This window comes from Thalassotalea euphylliae (genome assembly GCF_003390375.1).
GTDB classification, from domain to species: domain Bacteria; phylum Pseudomonadota; class Gammaproteobacteria; order Enterobacterales; family Alteromonadaceae; genus Thalassotalea_F; species Thalassotalea_F euphylliae_A.
The window spans coordinates 2,693,147-2,707,952 of the sequence record NZ_QUOT01000001.1 but is presented as its reverse complement, the minus strand read 5'-3'; the positions used below and the strand labels follow the sequence as shown (position 1 = coordinate 2,707,952).

Sequence of the window (14,806 nt, the reverse complement as noted above, 5' to 3'; positions counted from 1 at the left end):
TTTATGGCTAAATCACTTTGTAAGTGGAAAAAGAAGGATATTGAGAAAAATATCCATGAGTTGATCCACATTGTTGATAAACCCCGTTTTATCTGTAAAGACTGCGCCCGTAGTGCGCACGACAAAGGCTTTTTGTGTAAGCCAATCAAGCTAAAATAACAATTCATTCATACGAGAAAGCAACAAATGACTATTGCCCTTAACGACAAGATGCCAAGCGGCCAATTACAAGAACTTAAAGATGGTGAAATGATCAACCACGCTACAGATGAACTTTTTGCTAACAAGAAAGTTGTACTGTTTGCCGTACCTGGCGCGTTCACACCAACCTGCTCGGCCGCTCACTTACCTGGTTATGTTGTTAAGGCTGACGAATTTAAAGCCAAAGGTGTTGACCTAATCGCTTGTGTGTCAGTTAATGACGCCTTTGTGATGAATGCATGGGGCGCAGCACAAAACGCAGAGCATATTGCTATGTTGGCTGATGGTGACGGCAATTACACCAAAGCCCTTGGTCTTGAAATGGAAACTGGCGCCTTTGGCGGCCTGCGTTCTCAACGTTACGCCATGGTGATCGAAAATGGCACAGTAACACTGTTAAATGTTGAAAAACCTAAAGAATTTGAAGTGTCAAAAGCAGAAGCTGTGCTTGCTGCGCTGTAAATATTACACGTTGAGTGCATAACAGAAGATAAACAATAACCATTATCACTTTGTATCCATTTGTTTTTATTGGTTTTTATTTGTCTTCATCAAAAGTTTTTGGCACAATGCCGCCATTATTAACGCTGTGAGGTTGTTCCTATGTTGAAGCCGGAAATGGTTAAAGAGCTTAACCAACAAATTAATTTAGAGTTTTACTCATCAAATATGTACCTACAAATGAGTGCTTGGTGTGAAGACCAAGGCTTTGAGGGAGCGGCAGAGTTCATGCGCAAGCACGCGCTTGAAGAAATGGACCACATGAATCGCTTGTTCACTTACGTGAGTGAGACAGGTGCGTTGCCAATTCTAGGTGCTATTGAAGCGCCACCACATGAGTTCAGCTCACTTGCGGATGTGTTCGAGCAAACCTATAAGCACGAATGCCATATCACGGAGCAAATTAACGCGCTTGCTCACAAGGCTTTCACAACGCAAGACTACTCAACGTTTAACTTCTTGCAATGGTATGTGGCTGAGCAGCACGAAGAAGAAACCTTATTCAAGAGCGTGCTAGATAAAATCAATCTTGTGGGTCACGATGGCCACGCGTTGTTCTTCGTTGATAAAGATTTGGCTGAAATGGCAAAATCTGGCGGCAACGGCAGCGTAATGACAGATGCCAGCGCCTAAGCACACTTGCTTTAAGCAAATACATCACAAAAAATAACAGGGGCTTCATAGCCCCTTTTTTATAACCTCACTATAATGTGCGCTTTATTCTTTATGAGCCACATTCCATGTCAGTAGTCCAAACAGATGTTTTAGTTATCGGCGCAGGTGCCGCCGGCCTTATGTGCGCAGCTACCGCCGGCTATCGCGGAAAATCTGTGACTATTGTGGACATGGGTAAAAAACCTGGCCGTAAAATTCTGATCAGTGGCGGTGGCCGCTGCAACTTTACCAACGAAAACGCCCGCCCAGAAAACTACCTGTGCCAAAATCCACATTTCGTTAAATCAGCACTTAGTCGCTACAGCGCACAAGATTTTATCGAATTAGTTGACCGCCACGGCTTGGCGTATCACCACAAGACTTTAGGCCAACTATTTTGCGATGATAGCGCACAAGATATCGTTGATATTTTGATGATCGAATGCGACTGGGCAGGGGTAAATATAGCGCTACGCAGCGAAGTATTATCGGTGACGCCTTTATCTGAGGACGAAAGCGGGCAGGGCTACCAAGTCGTCACCTCAGGCGACACTTACCAGTGCCAGTCTTTGGTTATCGCTTCTGGTGGCTTAACCATGCCAAAACTAGGGGCAACACCTATCGGTTATAAAATTGCTGAACAATTTGGTTTAAACGTTTTACCAACCATGGCGGCACTGGTGCCATTTACCCTGCACGATCACGACAAACAACGTTTTGATGGCTTGTCAGGCATTAGTTTGCCAACAGTGGTGACAGCAGATGATGGCACTCAATTTCGTGAGAATATTTTATTTACGCATCGCGGTTTATCAGGGCCAGCAATACTGCAAATTTCATCATTTTGGCGAGCAGGGCAGGCAGTCACCATCGACTTATTACCTGACAGCCCAATAGCAGAGCTTGTAAAAGAATGGCGTCAAAACAGCCCTCAAAAATCACTAAAAAACTTGCTAACCACTGTGCTTCCAAAGCGCCTAGTAGAAGCTATGGTGAATAACAAAGAGCTGACCGACAAAGTAATCAGCCAGTTAAGTAATGAAGAAGTCACTTACTTACAGCAGTACCTACACCACTGGCAAATAAAGCCCAACGGCACCGAAGGCTACCGCACCGCCGAAGTTACCCTAGGCGGGGTAGATACCGACGAACTCAGTTCAAAAACTTTTGAAGCAAAAAACGCCAAAGGCTTGTTTTTTATCGGCGAAGTGATTGATGTAACGGGTTGGCTAGGGGGGTACAACTTCCAATTTGCGTGGAGCTCTGGCGTAGCTTGTGGGCAGGCGGTATAAACGGCCTATCAACAAAAAGACAATACCAAGCACTTAAGTTTGCACTTGGTATTGTCATCAATAACACTAGCTTTATTGACTAATCCGCAAATGCAGGGATAACTGTATCGGTAATTTGTGCCATGATTTTATCGTCTCTGTCATGGCCAGTAATGGCGATAACTAGCCCAAGCTCTGCGACCACAATAACGCGCTGTCCACCGCCACCCCATGCCAAATTGGCCACATAAGTTTTGCCTTTCACTTGTACTGGCGTGGTGTACCAGAAATAGCCGTACCGATATTCCTCTGGAATAAAGTCTTCAGGTGGATTGGCAAAAGCGCTTGTGGCTTTCGCTAAATAGTCAGCAGAAACAAACGGTGCTCCTTGCCACTTACCTTGATTGGCGACGATTAAGCCCAATTTGACCATATCACGTGACGTTAAGCTAATCTTCCAACCTGCTTGGGGTAGGCCGCTAGTGTGTGTACTCCAATGGTAATTAGCAATATTCAACTTATCTAACACTTCGGTTTTTATGAAGTGTTTAGCACCCTTTGGCGTTACCGAATCAATCACAGTCATAACGAGCATGGGGTTGTAGTTACCGTATTTGTATACTTGGGTTTCATCAGTTATCGGTGCACTGTTTTCTAGTAACGCTTGAACCAGTTTTTGACCCTGAAGCTGATCGGGCGACTTTTCTAATTCCTGCCATCTTTCCTCATCAATGGTTAAACCACCTTGCATAGTGAGCGCTTTGTGTAATGTAATTTTCTCAGCGCCTTTAACTAGTTCGCTTTTATCTATTTCATTTAAAAAGCTGATGATTGGCTTATCAAGATCAGCCATAGACAAGTAACCTAGCTGAACCGCACGGCCAACCAATAAACTTGTGTAGCCTTTGGTGGCAGAGGCTTGCGGGTGAGCCAGATTGTAACGTCCTCTTTGCTGATAACTTTCAAAAACCAAAGCATTGTTATGGGCGATTAACAGGCTGTCGTAATTGCCATGTTTAACGGCACCTATTTCTTTCGCCAGCTGAATAATCGCTTTGGTCTTGTCTTCCGCCACGGCCAGTTGCCTTGCCGCTAAACTGCTATCTGAAGATGATGGCGCCGTATCGAAAAACGCATTTTTAAGCGCAGGAATATCCCTAAATGAGCCGACAGCTTGTGCGGCTGTCCCCCGCGGTGCGCTTTTAGCGTGATATTGTTTGATATGAGTAGGTTTTAGTTGCTCGATGACCTTGGCATCAACCCAAAAGGTGTCCACGTTGCGGTCACCTAAACTGCGGTTAAAGAATAAATATTTACCATCAGGCGAGACTTGTGCGGCGAATTCAGAAACTTCAGTATTAATGTTCTCGCTAAATTTAATCGCCTCACCCCAACTGCCATCAGGCTCTTTAAAACTGATAAACAAGTCTGAATTTCTGTCATCACTACCTCGTTGACCATCCCAAATAACATAGCTTTCATCAGGGGCAATAAACGGGTGTGCATTCCATAAACCTGTATTGATGTGCTTAGGGAATGGTTTGGGGGCTACGCGTTTGCCATTCTCTAGTTTGGAATAGCGCAGCACCCCCTCTTTTTCAGCAACATCAAATGCTATGGTTCCGTTTAATGAAGCGGTAACGCGCATAATCCTGAAATCTTCAAATTCAGTGCCTAGCCGCTGCATTTCAGACCAACCTGACGCTGTTCGAGTTTTAAAGCTGCGACCAAAAAACATCGTTTTGTTATCAGGCGATAGTGTCGGCGTTCCTACCCTTTTGGAAATAACACGTTCCTGCCATTTATCATCATGCTGTACAAAAACGACAAATTCTTGATATGGTTTAGTATCTTTAATCACTTCTCGAACAAAATACATTTCATCCAAGCGTGGCGAGAAAACAACGCCGTATTCCCATCCTTTGGTAGAGACAATGTCCGGCGCAAAAACTTCTGGCGTTAACCCAGGTGCTTTTTGGCCAAGATATGGGCCAGTTAATGAAGACTGTAAATCCTCAGCTTTTGACAGTGCATTACCGCTAAAACTTGTCACTAGTGCTAATGCCAATAAATTTTTAATAGTTACCTTCATGATTGTTCTTCCTCTTTGCCAAATAGCATTTCTTCAAAACGTCTAAATCGTTGTTCAAGAATACGGTGTCGAACCTTAAACACGGGGTCATGTGTCTGGCTTTGGATGAGTTCTTGAGCGTATTCCTCGTTACCGCCAAATTGAATCACGTAATACACAGAAAAATTGCGCACCCAAGGGTCGGGATGGTGCTTTGCTGCCCAAGTCAGCATTTCAACAGCTTTGGCTTTATCCTCTTGCATCCACCATGCGAGCGTATACGGTATATAAGTTCTAGTGCGTTCTTGCGCCGTGACGATTAACGCTTCGAACAGCGCGCTTTGAATATCTGCGCTGTGCACTTCAACTTGCTGCCAAAACGCCTTTCGTTTGTTGTCAAAATCAGTACCTTCATCATGAGACAACTTCATGTTTACATCAGCGAACGCAGCGGCAGTTTTGATCCGTTTCACTTTGTCTGAATGGGTAAATAGTCTTATGAGTTCTGTAGGTGATTCGCCGTTAACCATAACGTTGCGTACTAAAGCCGCCTCAATGAAATAGTCAGTAGTAAGCTTGGCTTTGGTTACTGCTTCATCGGGTGCTGAGCTTTCTTGTTTATATCGTTTAGCCACATACTTTTCGACAAAAGCTGGAGGCTCGGAAAAAGCAATCGGCTCAGCCCATAGGCCAGCCAAAGCATGGACATAAAACACAACAACTAAACCAGTCACCAAGCCAGCAATCAAAGAAAGGGTTACCACTAGATTTTTTAACCTTGGTTGAATACTCATGCACTTCCTTATTTTGTTTGCATACAAAAGTTGAGTATCAAGCTGCCAGCGCAACGCCTGAAGCACATGAAAAAAACCTGACGTTTAGCTGATTTCTCTGTTTTCAGCTTTATTTTGTGAGTCTGTGCGGTAAGATTTGAGCAGAATTACCAAGGAATGAACTTTTTTATGGCCACGCAGTTTTGGGTTAACAACTACTTTATCGATGTCAATCGAAACCAAATAAAGCATCAACAACAAGCGACCCAGATTCCTCCTAAAGCATTAAAAGTACTAGAGGTGTTAGCGAGCCGAGCCGGTGAAGTTGTCAGCCATGATGAGTTAATGGATGTAGTTTGGGAAAGCAGCGTCGTTGGCCCCAATACGTTGCAACGTGCCATTGCCCAGTTACGCAAAGCATTCGGTGACGACAGCAAACAACAAGCATTTATTAAAACTCACGCGAAAAAGGGCTACAGCTTAGAAGCGAATGTGCGTTGGGAAACAAATAACAGTCAGAAAACGCCAGTTCGCGAACTAGAGCCAAATAAATCACTAACCTATCGGTATGCTTTGGCGGCATTGGCGAGTGTCGCTTTACTTGTTTTCATGTTAATTCCGTCTGAGCAAGCCATTTTTGATCGCGTTACGCCACTCACAGCCAGTGACGAACAAGAATTCAATGCCGCCTATTCCCCTGACGGTAGGTACTTAGTTTTCAACCGTTATGTTGGCCAATGCATTAGTCACTTATGGGCTAAAGATTTAACCAACAACCAAGAAGAGCGTTTAAGCACAGAGCCTGGGCATTATAGCCAGCTAAGTTGGTCGTCGGATGGTTCTCAGTTAGCGTTTATCTTGCAATCTGATTGCACTGATGACCTTGAAAATACGCAACAATGTTGGCAATTACAGACGCTAGATTTTGCTGAAGCTTGGAATGGCAATGCTAAAAATCTATTGCGTTACAACTGTGCCAATATAAAAACAACGCACCCTAGTTGGCTAAATGATGGCCGAATAGCAATGCTGCAATATCCCACACCTGACAGAAATCAACCGACACTGGTTGTCTATGATGCTGTTGCTGATGAACTCACTAACATACCGACAAGTGAAAGCGATCGAATATATTCGCTGGATTATTCCCATCGCTTAGATCGATTGGCAACCGTATCTATCAGTGATGACAATGAACATATATTGAGAATTTTGTCTGTTAACGGAATAACAAAGAGCGAAGCACAAATATCATCACCAGAAAATTATTCTGCAGATGCTCGCTTTCCAATTGACTTTTCGCCTGACGGTGAGCATTTTTTGACTCATCTTGAAGGACAAATATATCGCCTTGATGTCGACGGCGACTTGACCTTGGTGCACCCTGCAAGCCACTCTGGACTCTGGAATCCTAGTTATCACCCGAGCCAAGTAAAGTTTGCCGCTACCTTTGGTATTAAAGACTATGATATTGGCTACCTGTCCCTAGAAAGCGAAGAAGAGGCAGATATAGAGACGTTTGCTCGCTCTACTTCTGTTGATTTCAATGCCAAATTTCAACCTAGCGGCGAGCTCATCACCTTTATCTCGCACCGCTCTGGCAAACGCCAGCTATGGGTAATTGATGGCACGAGCACCTACCAACTTACACAATTTAAACAAGGACTAAGAAGTAGCCGATACGAATGGTCACCTGACGGGCAAACTCTAGCCGTTAATGTAAACAACCAAATTGCGTTAATTAGCTTAGATGCTAGCTATCGGCTTATCGAATCACCGATAGCGGTGAGCGTGTTGATGCCTTGGACGACCCCAGACACACTGCTGGTAACCGATAACCGAACTGAAAAGCAGCGATTGTTTGCGATTGATATCAATAGCGGTGAAGCTACCGATTTAGCCCAAGAGCAAGTGTTATGGGCTGCCTACTATCAAGCAGATCAATTGCTTTATCTGAATAGCCTAAGCCAAGCCATGCTGCATTCTGATTCAGACTCGGGCTCTGGCTCTGGCTCTGGCTCTGGCTCAGATATTCAACCGCTTAACATTTTGACCAACAAGCTGTTTGACGATTATTTATTGTTAAAAGGTGACTCGCTTTATGGCATTAGTTCGCAAGCAGAGCTTTGGCGTTACGATTTAAAATTAAATCAGTTAACAACCATTGCTAACCTTGATAAAGATATTCTTTATGTAACTGATATTCGAAATGATGAAATACTAGCGAGCAAATTCATTGGCGGCAGACGAGAGCTAGTTGAATTTAGCCAGCCTAAGTAGGGGAGGCAAGAAGACATACAATCGACAGTAATTGGGGTGCTGTTTAGCATGGCAAATGGACACTTGCATTGGCTTTCAGAGATATAGTGTTTGAAATAGATTTCATTTCTCCGTTTCTAGTGGCGTTAATGAAACCTAATTTTTTTCTTTGTCAGTAACGCCTGTTTTATTCGCTTAATACCGAAGTACTAGCTCAGCGTTTATGCACTCTTCAATATCACCACATAAAAGTGTATTACGTAATCACCAACTTACGAAATTGTATCTAAATTTGTCTCCTGTGGTAATTTTCAGCAATTGTTGTTAATTTAACCACACACCAGAGTTAAGGAATTCATTTTTAAGGAAAAACTAACCATGAAGCTACTCGTTACCATTTTATTCTCGCTTTTATCTAGCCAAGCTTTTGCGGCAGAGAAAGGTGAAAAAGGGTTTGTCTTGGATGTAAACGTATCTGGTTTTTTTAGCCCTGAAGTTACCAAAGCAACGATAAAGTCGGTGGTTAAAGGTTCTTCTGCTGAACAAGAGGGCCTCAAAATTGGTGACCAAATTATCGCCATAGATGGCTGTCAAATTCCAGGCTGCGATGCAAAAAAAGCCAAAAAATCACTGCAAAAGCAAGTAGGAGAAATGGTTCTGTTAAATATGATGAAACCAAATGGTGAAACTTACGAAGCCAATGTAGCACTGCAATAAACGTAATTGAGGCTGCCCATGCATCAAAGTTTGGTTATTCGGGCGCTTTAAACATTAAAAGTTTCAATGAGGCCAGAAGATACATTCCAATGATATACGCCTCACCGATTGGTAAACCAAGAAAAGAATACCCAGCTATTTGAAAACAAAAGGCTAGCAATTTCGCTAGCCTTTTACGTTCTATATGCTGGGTTTGTTAGTTATTGAGCAAACTGAAACTTATGCAGCTGCGCGTAAGCGCCATCTTTGGCTAGTAACACTTCGTGGTTACCCTGCTCAATCACTTTACCCTGATCGATCACCAAAATGTTGGTGGCACTTTCAATCGTCGATAAACGATGAGCGATAATGATTGATGTGCGTTGCTGTTGCAGTTCGGTCAAAGCATCTTGAATATGGCGCTCAGATTCAGTATCCAATGCACTGGTGGCTTCATCTAAAATTAAGAAAGGTGCATCACATAACAATGCTCTAGCAATTGCTACCCGTTGGCGCTGACCACCTGAGAGTAGGGCGCCATTGTCGCCAATGTTAGTGTCTAAGCCTTGCGGCAATTTGTCAGCAAATTCCAATACGTGAGCTTTCTTTGCGACGGCAATGATTTCTTCGCGGCTTGCTTCAGGCTTGGCATAAGCAATGTTGTTAGCAAGCGAGTCGTTAAAAAGCACAACTTGTTGAGATACATAAGCAAATTGGCGACGTAGCGATTTGATCGTCAGTGTCGAGATATCAGTATCATCAATTAAAATTTCGCCTTTTTGCGCTTGATAGAACCTTAATAACAACGACGTTAAGGTCGATTTACCGCTACCAGAGCGGCCCACCAAAGCAATTGTATCGCCGGTATTGGCGTGAAAGCTGATATTGTCGAGCGTTAGCTTTTCTTCGTTCGGGTAAGCAAAGCTCACATTGCGAACGGTCAAAGCACCTTGCGATTGCTCAAGCACCTTATCACCGGATTCCTGCTCTGGTTGCTTGTCCAGCAATTCAAAAATACTGCTACTAGCCGCCATACCACGCTGGAATTCGTTGTTCACGTTAGTGAGCAATTTCAGTGGCCTTAGCAACATGGTCATGTAAGTTACTACGCCCATAAATACACCCGGCGTTAGGCTGTCAACAAAGCCATCTAATGTCGCCACATACAGTACAAAGGCTAAAGCGAATGACGCAATAATTTGAATAATTGGCACACTGGCAGACTTAGCGGTGACCATTTTCATCCGTTGCTGGCGATTGTGCTTATTAATTTGGTAGAAGCGATCGTTTTCACGCTCTTGGCCGTCAAACGTGATAACAACTTTGTGCCCATTAAACGTTTGCTCTGCAGCGCTGGTCACTTCACCCATGGCGTTTTGAATATTTTTACTGATCTTGCGAAAACGCTTAGACACTATGGTCACAATCACCGCGATAATTGGCGTGATCACTAAGAAAATGGCTGATAACTGCCAGCTTTCCCAAAACATTAAGAATAGTAAGCCAATCACAAAGCCGCCTTGCTGAACCAGCGTCAATAATGACTTGCTCACCGCCTGCAGCACTTGCTCCGTGTCAAACGTTAACTTCGAAATTAAGGTACCAGTAGACGTGCTATCGTGAAATGCGACGGGCATTGCCATAACATGCTTAAATATCTTTTGCCTAAGGTCTGCAACCACATTGTTACCAACCCATGCTAAACAGTAATTGCTTAAGAAGTGGAAAGTGCCGCGCAAAATAAAGCAGACAATCACAAACAGCGGGGCCCACTTCATAAACTCAGGGTTTTTGCCCGTTAAGCCTTCATCTATCAGCGCTGGCAATTTAGATAAGAAGTAAACATCAATTGAGGCATAGCCAAGCATGCAAAATATCGCAAAAAAAGATGCTGCTCGGTAAGGAAACGCATGACGAATCAAGCGCTTAAAATTAAGCCAAGTGTTTAACTCGGTTACGTGTTGTTCGGCTGGCGATACTTCTTTGGAGCCATTTCCCATGGATTAAATTCTCGTGTCTTGCGTATGCAATCTAGCTGAAATAATAACTTAACGCTGATAGAAAACGTTCTGCGCTGAAATTTTGCTAATTATATACAAAGTTTACGGGCATTGGCATGACTCTATGAGATTCTCGTCAATGTGATTAGTCTTCTGGCAAACAGCCGTGAGGGATCGGCTTCATGGTTTCAGGGTCAACACAAACAAAGGTCACATCGTGCACTTCACAGATAACGCAATGGGTTGATTTATTGCGCACCAATACATCAACCGTGATTGATGTACGGCCAAGGTTCTTGGTTTTCATACCAAATTCGATGATATTGCCTTTAAAAGCTGGTGCACGAAAATTAATTTCGCCAAATCGAGCCGTTACCATGGTCATATCATCTTGATTGCCTAGTTGGCATTTGGCATAAATATAAATTTCTTCGTCTATCCACGCCAACATAGTGCCACCAAACAAGGTGTCATTATGGTTAAGGTTGCCGGTTTGCACTAAACGGCGACCGAAAAAGGCCCAATCTTGCGAGGTTGATGTCATTCGTTATACCTATCAATAAACTGTTGAAGTTAAGTTTATCACGCTCCGCCAGTATTCAGGCGATATGTCGTAGAAAAACTACCAAAGTAACCCAAGGTGCCCTAGATCAATCTCTCGCTAAAATATATCGGCAAAAGCTGATTTTAACTAAGGCTTGCAGTACACTAGCGTCAACTTGAAAAGGTAAACGAATAATTGATGTCTCAGCCCATGCAGCACGAACAAACTGAAAACCAAAACGCAACAGATCAAGAAACCACTCATTTTGGCTACCAAACGGTAGAAAAAGGTTCTAAAGAATCTATGGTGGCAGGTGTATTCCACTCTGTAGCGAAACAATACGACATTATGAATGACTTGATGTCTTTCGGTATTCATCGCTTATGGAAACGCTTTACCATTGACGCTTCAGGCGTACGTCCAGGCAATAAAGTTTTAGATTTAGCGGGTGGCACGGGCGATTTAACGGCGAAGTTCTCTCAGCTTGTGGGCAAAGACGGTAAAGTGATTTTGGCAGACATCAATAGCTCAATGCTTAATGTGGGTCGTGACAAATTGCGCGACCGCGGCCTAGTGCAAAACATTGAGTATGTGCAAGCAAACGCCGAACATTTGCCATTTGAAGAAAATACCTTTGATATTGTGACCATCGCTTTTGGTCTGCGTAATGTCACCAACAAAGACAACGCATTGCGTTCAATTTTCCGTGTATTAAAACCTGGTGGACGACTACTGGTATTAGAGTTTTCAAAGCCTGAACACGAAATACTTAACAAAGCTTACGATTTCTACTCTTTCAACATATTGCCTAAAATGGGTGAACTGGTCGCCAAAGACGGCGAAAGCTACCAGTACTTAGCCGAATCAATTCGCATGCACCCAGATCAAGAAACGTTAAAAACTATGATGAATGATGCAGGCTTTGAACAAACCACTTATCACAACTTAACCGGTGGCATTGTGGCGTTACACAAGGGCTACAAGTTCTAATTTATGCGACCTGCTTTACTTGCTCAATTGCTGTGTTCAGCGATAGAAACTATCGCTAATCAAGCGTTTGCACTAAGTGAAAAGCCAGTAACTTTTGCCGAAAAGTATCAAGGCAAAGCACTTGCTATTGACCTCAAAGAGCTGGGCTTTTCACTGCAATTTCAATACATCTCGGCGAAGTTATTCGTCACGAGCCCTGAGCAGCCAGCTGCCGACTGCACCATTACTACTAGCCTATCAACACTGAATAAAATAAAAAGTGAGTACCAACTTACTGAATTAATAAAGGCAGACCAGCTCGATATTTCTGGCGATATGAAACTCGCACAGCAGTTTGCTGCCTTAGCAGAAAGTATTGAGATTGACTGGGGCAGTGCCATTGAGGCACATATTGGTGATGTTGCAACACACAAGTTGCTAACCCTTGTGGCTAAAGCGAAAGACAAACTGAATTTTGCTAAAGCGCAAATCAGCGCAGATATGAGCGAATACTTGGTCTTTGAGCAACAGTTAGTTGTTTCTGCTAGCGAATTGCGTCACTTTAACGAAGGCGTAAAAGACAACCAGCAACACGCAGAGCAGCTTGCTCAACGCATTGATGAACTGTCAGCAAAAATCACAAAACTTAGCCATCATTAGCGATTGTAGCTGGCTAATATCTTGGCTTTATTAATCAGAGCCTTGTTGAACATAGGTTGAACATAGCAAATCAAATTAAGCGGCTTAAGCCAATAACACTAACGGAATGCCAACGTGCGCAGCTTACGAATTTATCGAATTATTAAAACCTTTCTTCAGCATGGATTAGACGACCTGCTGCCAAGCAAAGCTATTCCTTGGTATGTAAAACTGGCAAGGCTTTCACTGTTTTGGTTATACAACAAGCATTCAGATAAAAGCGATGCCCAGCGTTTTCGTTTAGCCATTGAGGCGTTAGGACCAGTGTTTATCAAGTTTGGTCAAATGCTCTCAACACGCAGAGACTTGCTGCCACAGGCTTTTGCCGAAGAGCTAGCGTTACTGCAAGACCAAGTGCCACCATTTTCTGGCGAGCAAGCATTAAAACAAATAGAAAAATCGATTGGACGCGAAGCCTTTACCACGCATTTTAAAAATTTTGAACGAGAGCCGCTTGCGTCTGCTTCGATTGCGCAAGTGCATACCGCCACGTTATTGGATGACGACGGTAACGACATAGAAGTCGTGCTAAAAGTACTTCGCCCGGGTATTGAAAAAACTATTATCGCTGACATTAACGTGATGTTGATGTTTGCAGGCATTGTCGCCAAGTGGCTGCCCGACGGTAAACGGTTGCGTCCAAAAGAAGTGGTAAATGAATACAAGAAAACCATTTTAGATGAATTAGACTTAAACCGTGAAGCGGCTAATGCCATTCAACTAAAGCGCAATTTCACGCAAGGTCGCGATACAGATCATCACTTATACGTACCTGAAATTTACAGCAGCTATTGCCACAAGAACGTGTTAGTGATGGAGCGCATCTATGGCATAGGTGTTGGTGAAGTGGCAACCTTGCAGGAACTTGACTGCAATATGAAGCTCTTGGCTGAACGCGGCGTTGAAGTGTTTTTCACGCAAGTATTTCGCGACAGCTTCTTCCATGCCGATATGCACCCCGGCAATGTATTTGTTAACGCCAGCAACCCAAGCGATCCAACTTGGATCGCCATTGATTGCGGTATTGTTGGTACACTAAACAAAGAAGATAAACGCTATTTGGCTGAAAACTTTGTCGCGTTTTTCAATCGCGATTACCGCAAAGTCGCGCAATTACATGTCGATTCAGGTTGGGTGCCACGCGACACTAGCGTCGATGAATTCGAATTTGCTATTCGCACGGTTTGCGAGCCTATTTTTAATAAGCCGCTGGCCGAAATCTCGTTTGGCCAAGTGTTGGTGAACCTGTTTAACACAGCGCGCAGATTTAACATGGAAGTACAACCACAGTTGGTTTTACTGCAAAAAACCTTACTCTATATCGAAGGTTTAGGGCGCCAACTCTACCCACAGTTAGACTTATGGCAAACCGCTAAGCCTTTCTTAGAAAACTGGGTAAAAGAGCAAATGGGTGTTTCAGCAGTTTTCGGCAAAATTAAAGATAACTTGCCGTTTTGGAATGAAAAACTACCGGAAGTGCCTGATCTTGTTTATGACTTTTTGCACTCAGGAAAACAGGCACATTTACAGCAAATTGAATTATTAACCCAAATCAAACAACACCAGCAAGTAAAATCACGCCAGCTGACATATTCAATTCTTGCAGCCGGTGCAATGATTACTAGCGCGTTAAGTTTGCCTGCTCAGAACTGGCTTGTAACCTCTGTCACTGGTGCTATTGCCGTACTATTTGCAATCAAGGCACTCAGTACTCGCTAGCGCTAATTCTTATTGAGGAGTTTAGCAGCTCCTCTTCTTCTGCTTTCTTCTGTCCGCAGCTCTGCTCTCTATTGCTATTCGGCGTAACCCCTCACTCAGAAATTTTCCAGCATTCTCAAAATCAATTTTTATACCAATTGAATTAATGGATTGAGCAATTATGGCGAAGGAAAAAGGCTCATAAACACAGGTTTTATGCTCCCAGCAAAACCTAAGTACCTACATCCATGTAGGCAAGGCGTTATTTTTTGGTAACTAGTTGTTCTAATTTCAAAAATAACAACACAGTTGATGAGCGTTTTAACCAGTCAGAATGATCAAGCATTTATTGAAATTGGTATTAGACTTGTTTTAAATCAAAACCTAAGCAGTAGCCAACTGCTAATATGAAGAAAATATAGACAAGGAACTCGCTCAGCTTGCAAGAAACCATCAAAAAGCTCGCTGGA

13 protein-coding genes are annotated in these 14,806 nt (G+C 43.3%); 9 read left to right on the top strand and 4 right to left on the bottom strand.

All coding sequences use genetic code 11. The annotated features are described in order from the left end of the window. Positions 1-3 precede the first annotated feature (3 nt). The 4 genes from DXX94_RS19335 (at position 4) to DXX94_RS12045 (ending at position 2,648) form a co-directional block, all read left to right on the top strand. Positions 4-159 (top strand): hypothetical protein, encoded by a 156-nt coding sequence (locus tag DXX94_RS19335; RefSeq protein WP_181901547.1) that lies wholly within the window; start codon positions 4-6, stop codon positions 157-159. A gap of 51 nt (positions 160-210) precedes the next feature. Beyond that, positions 211-663: a peroxiredoxin gene (locus tag DXX94_RS12055; RefSeq protein ID WP_116018487.1), complete on the top strand. Its 453-nt coding sequence runs from the start codon at positions 211-213 to the stop codon at positions 661-663. A 141-nt stretch (positions 664-804) separates the two neighbouring features. After that, positions 805-1,335 carry a non-heme ferritin gene (gene ftnA / locus DXX94_RS12050; RefSeq protein WP_116016181.1) on the top strand — a complete coding sequence of 177 codons (531 nt, stop codon included), beginning with the start codon at positions 805-807 and terminating at the stop codon, positions 1,333-1,335. Between the two features lie 107 nt (positions 1,336-1,442). Then, positions 1,443-2,648, top strand: a complete 1,206-nt coding sequence (locus DXX94_RS12045) for an NAD(P)/FAD-dependent oxidoreductase (protein WP_116016179.1) — start codon at positions 1,443-1,445, stop codon at positions 2,646-2,648. A 79-nt stretch (positions 2,649-2,727) separates the two neighbouring features. On the opposite strand, the gene DXX94_RS19405 is transcribed toward DXX94_RS12045, so the two are convergent. Further along, positions 2,728-4,719 carry a serine hydrolase gene (locus DXX94_RS19405; RefSeq protein WP_220348083.1) on the bottom strand — a complete coding sequence of 664 codons (1,992 nt, stop codon included), beginning with the start codon at positions 4,717-4,719 and terminating at the stop codon, positions 2,728-2,730. Further along, positions 4,716-5,492 carry a hypothetical protein gene (locus DXX94_RS12035; protein WP_116016177.1) on the bottom strand — a complete coding sequence of 259 codons (777 nt, stop codon included), beginning with the start codon at positions 5,490-5,492 and terminating at the stop codon, positions 4,716-4,718. Before DXX94_RS12035 ends, DXX94_RS19405 begins: the two co-directional genes overlap by 4 nt. 168 nt (positions 5,493-5,660) lie before the next feature. On the opposite strand from DXX94_RS12035, the gene DXX94_RS12030 reads away from it, so the two are divergent. Together DXX94_RS12030 and DXX94_RS12025 are read left to right on the top strand one after the other, a co-directional pair. Continuing rightward, entirely contained in the window at positions 5,661-7,751 is a 2,091-nt protein-coding gene (locus DXX94_RS12030) for a winged helix-turn-helix domain-containing protein (protein WP_181901546.1), read from the top strand. A 357-nt stretch (positions 7,752-8,108) separates the two neighbouring features. Then, on the top strand, positions 8,109-8,447 hold the full coding sequence (locus DXX94_RS12025) for a PDZ domain-containing protein (protein ID WP_116016173.1): 339 nt from the start codon (positions 8,109-8,111) through the stop codon (positions 8,445-8,447). A gap of 200 nt (positions 8,448-8,647) precedes the next feature. Here the strand turns inward: DXX94_RS12025 and msbA are convergent, their stop codons facing one another. Both msbA and DXX94_RS12015 read right to left on the bottom strand, forming a co-directional pair. Further along, complete coding sequence (gene msbA / locus DXX94_RS12020) at positions 8,648-10,426, bottom strand: lipid A export permease/ATP-binding protein MsbA (protein ID WP_116016171.1); 1,779 nt, start codon at positions 10,424-10,426, stop codon at positions 8,648-8,650. A 145-nt stretch (positions 10,427-10,571) separates the two neighbouring features. Beyond that, entirely contained in the window at positions 10,572-10,970 is a 399-nt protein-coding gene (locus tag DXX94_RS12015; RefSeq protein ID WP_116016169.1) for an acyl-CoA thioesterase, read from the bottom strand. A 198-nt stretch (positions 10,971-11,168) separates the two neighbouring features. Here DXX94_RS12015 and ubiE point away from each other — a divergent pair, with 198 nt between their 5' ends. The 3 genes from ubiE to ubiB all read left to right on the top strand — a co-directional run bounded on the left by ubiE (position 11,169) and on the right by ubiB (position 14,357). Then, the gene (ubiE, locus tag DXX94_RS12010; protein WP_309545219.1) at positions 11,169-11,960 is read left to right on the top strand and encodes a bifunctional demethylmenaquinone methyltransferase/2-methoxy-6-polyprenyl-1,4-benzoquinol methylase UbiE; all 792 of its coding nucleotides are present in this window, start codon (positions 11,169-11,171) and stop codon (positions 11,958-11,960) included. Between the two features lie 3 nt (positions 11,961-11,963). Further along, a complete protein-coding gene (locus DXX94_RS12005) occupies positions 11,964-12,599 on the top strand; it encodes a ubiquinone biosynthesis accessory factor UbiJ (protein ID WP_116016167.1) in 636 nt (211 codons plus the stop codon). 114 nt (positions 12,600-12,713) lie between these two features. Beyond that, positions 12,714-14,357, top strand: coding sequence for a ubiquinone biosynthesis regulatory protein kinase UbiB (ubiB, locus tag DXX94_RS12000; RefSeq protein ID WP_116016165.1), 1,644 nt, complete (start codon positions 12,714-12,716; stop codon positions 14,355-14,357). The last annotated feature ends 449 nt before the right edge of the window (positions 14,358-14,806 follow it).

Excerpts from the sequence above, each read along its gene's own strand:
- msbA (WP_116016171.1), bottom strand. The coding sequence starts at position 10,426 with ATGGGAAATGGCTCCAAAGAAGTATCGCCAGCCGAACAACACGTAACC.
- DXX94_RS19335 (WP_181901547.1), top strand. The coding sequence starts at position 4 with ATGGCTAAATCACTTTGTAAGTGGAAAAAGAAGGATATTGAGAAAAAT.
- DXX94_RS12045 (WP_116016179.1), top strand. The coding sequence starts at position 1,443 with ATGTCAGTAGTCCAAACAGATGTTTTAGTTATCGGCGCAGGTGCCGCC.
- ftnA (WP_116016181.1), top strand. The coding sequence starts at position 805 with ATGTTGAAGCCGGAAATGGTTAAAGAGCTTAACCAACAAATTAATTTA.
- DXX94_RS12055 (WP_116018487.1), top strand. The coding sequence starts at position 211 with ATGCCAAGCGGCCAATTACAAGAACTTAAAGATGGTGAAATGATCAAC.
- DXX94_RS19405 (WP_220348083.1), bottom strand. The coding sequence starts at position 4,719 with ATGAAGGTAACTATTAAAAATTTATTGGCATTAGCACTAGTGACAAGT.
- ubiE (WP_309545219.1), top strand. The coding sequence starts at position 11,169 with ATGTCTCAGCCCATGCAGCACGAACAAACTGAAAACCAAAACGCAACA.
- DXX94_RS12015 (WP_116016169.1), bottom strand. The coding sequence starts at position 10,970 with ATGACATCAACCTCGCAAGATTGGGCCTTTTTCGGTCGCCGTTTAGTG.
- DXX94_RS12005 (WP_116016167.1), top strand. The coding sequence starts at position 11,964 with ATGCGACCTGCTTTACTTGCTCAATTGCTGTGTTCAGCGATAGAAACT.
- DXX94_RS12025 (WP_116016173.1), top strand. The coding sequence starts at position 8,109 with ATGAAGCTACTCGTTACCATTTTATTCTCGCTTTTATCTAGCCAAGCT.
- DXX94_RS12030 (WP_181901546.1), top strand. The coding sequence starts at position 5,661 with ATGGCCACGCAGTTTTGGGTTAACAACTACTTTATCGATGTCAATCGA.
- DXX94_RS12035 (WP_116016177.1), bottom strand. The coding sequence starts at position 5,492 with ATGAGTATTCAACCAAGGTTAAAAAATCTAGTGGTAACCCTTTCTTTG.